Origin of the sequence: Longimicrobium sp. (assembly GCF_036399255.1) — a bacterium.
Taxonomy (GTDB): domain Bacteria; phylum Gemmatimonadota; class Gemmatimonadetes; order Longimicrobiales; family Longimicrobiaceae; genus Longimicrobium.
This window is the reverse complement of sequence record NZ_DASWNM010000127.1, coordinates 1-2,573: the sequence shown is the minus strand read 5'-3', so window position 1 is coordinate 2,573 and position 2,573 is coordinate 1. Positions and strand designations below refer to the sequence as shown.

Sequence of the window (2,573 nt, the reverse complement as noted above, 5' to 3'; positions counted from 1 at the left end):
GGCCTTTGTGTTCCACGGGATCTGGCGAGGGACGGCGAGAGAACGGGCTGATGTCAGGCCACATCCGGCAGAGCAGCCGGCGGCGCCTCCCGCGCATCGGCGGGGGGACGGTGGATACCCTGGCAGGAGCAGCATGATGGCGAAGGCACACACGCTCGTCGACAACTTCAACGACAACATCATCGACCAGTATCACGCGACCAACAACCCCACGGGCCGGTGGCTCGCCACCGTGACCGATCAGCTTCGTGAGGTGAACGGGCGGGTGGAAATCCAAATGGGATCGAACCCATCCGCCGCGTACTACACCTCTGCCATCCCGTACGACCTGACCGGCTCCGAGGTGCGAGTCGAGCTGGTCCGGGGTCCGCGCAAGGCGCCGCACCTGAATGCCTTCCTGGCCATGGAAGTCACGGGCGCGGGAGGACTGGGGCCCGGAAACTCGGTCAGCATGGGCGTACGGAATGGCTCGGTTTCGGCCTACTACCTGGGCGGGACCGTCGGCTCGATCCCCTACGACCCGACCCTCCACCGCTGGCTGCGCATTCGGGAAGCGGGTGCGGTGATGTACTGGGAGACCTCGCCCGACGGGGATTCCTGGACCCCGCTTGGCACAAAGCCTACCGGCTTCGACATCACGCAACTCTACATCAAGTTCGGCGTGTGGAGCGGCGCGCAGGTCGCCTCTCCCGGCCTGGTGATCTTCGACAACCTGAACGTGCGGGAGACGGCGCTCGCACGGCGCGTGGAGGAGCGCCGGCGCTCGGCGCGCGACGTACGGGTGGAGGCGGCGGAACTGGCGGAGGCGCACCGACACGATGAGCACGCCAACAACAACGACGAGGTGAACTACGCCGGGCGGCCGTTCATCGGCAGCTACAGCAAGAGCCTCAAGCACGACTCACTGGGCGACCCGGAGCCCATCTCCTACGGCACCCTGCTGCGCGCGCTCCAGAGCGAGGACCCGGCGGACTTCGAGGAGATCCAGCTTGCCTCGTCCACGGCGCTCAAGCTTACCAACCCGCAGGCGGGGCTCACGTTCGACATCGCGGGGCCGGACGCGCAGGCATTCACCCTGCCGCCCGCGCCGCGCTTCGACAGCGAGGCGGCGGCGCACGAAGCCGGCGAACTGTACTGGATGGCGGTCGCGCGCGACGTCCCATTCGTCAACTACGCGACCGACGCGGGCACGGCCAACACCATCGTCAAGCGGGCCATCGACTCGCTGAACACCGAATTCCCGCAGTTCGGTGGCACCGTCACGGTCACGGCGCAGAACCTTTTCCGCGGCATCTATCCGGGCGAGCAGGTGGGGCCGTACGTCAGCCAGTTCCTGCTCAAGGGCAACAACGATCCGCGCAAGATGAGCGGCGCGGGGCGCAACGCCAACGAGGGATTCATCTCCTACGGCTCACGGGTGATCGACCAGCGGCAGCAGACCGCGGAGGTGGGGATCGACTACCTGACCACCTTCTCCACGTGGCTCGACGCGCAGAACGGAGTGGACTTCCGCGGACAGGACGACTTCGACCTCGTGGCGCGGCGCTTCATCCGGAGCCTGCGCGACGGCGCTACCTTCGTGCACTTTGACCAGGTGCTGGACGCGTACTACAACGCCGCGTGGATCCTGATGAGCGAGCCCACCGGGAACCAGCTCACGACATCGGGGGCCGGGCGTCCGCAGATCGACCTGGAGTTCCCCAAGGACCAGGGCAACCCGTACGACCCGCCCGGTACCACGATGGACAGCCGCACTCAGGTGGGCTTCGCCACCTTCGGCCCCACGCATCTCCTCCAGGTGCTTGCCGAGGTGCTGGGGCGGGCGCTGCGGGCCGTGTGGTGGCAGAAGTGGGGGGTGCACCGCAGGCTCCGGCCCGAGGAGTACGGCGGTCGCGTGCACAACCATGTCACCGGCGCGCGGACGTACCCGCTGCACGCCAACATCACGAACTCGCTCACGCTGGCACCGACGGCGGAGATCCCGGCGCGGCTGTCCCAGTACTACGGCGGGCAGACGGATGACAAGTTCCCCAGCTATCTTCTCCCGCAGGCGTACCCCGAGGGCGCGCCCACGCACCCGGCGTACGGCGCGGGGCACGCCACGGGCTCCGGCGCGCTGGTCACCATCCTCAAGGCGTTCTTCAACGAGGACACGCCCATCGAGAACCCGGTGCAGGCCAGTTCGGACGGGCTTTCCCTGGTCGCCTACACGGGCGGCGACGCAGGGCAGATGACCGTCGGCGGGGAGCTGAACAAGCTGGCGGGCAACATCGCCCTTTTCCGCAACGCGGCGGGCGTGCACTGGCGCAGCGACTACACCGAGTCCCTGCCCTTCGGCGAGGCCATCGCCATCGGGCTGCTGCAGGAGATGTCGCTGGGCTTCAACGAGGACGACGGGTTCTTCCAGCTGACAAAGTTCGACGGGCAGAAGGTCCGCATCTTCGACGGCAAGGTGGTGCCGGTGATCGTCTGATCGGAGGATGACGGACGCGGCGGCGCACCCCTGCGCCGCCACGGCAGGATGAACGCAATCGAATTGATCCGGGACCCGAGAGGCCCCCGCCGGCACAGCG

1 protein-coding gene is annotated in these 2,573 nt (G+C 67.7%); it reads left to right on the top strand.

The window, feature by feature from the left end:
* Positions 1-136 precede the first annotated feature (136 nt).
* On the top strand, positions 137-2,473 hold the full coding sequence (locus VGC13_RS23405; protein ID WP_331127724.1) for a vanadium-dependent haloperoxidase: 2,337 nt from the start codon (positions 137-139) through the stop codon (positions 2,471-2,473).
* The last annotated feature ends 100 nt before the right edge of the window (positions 2,474-2,573 follow it).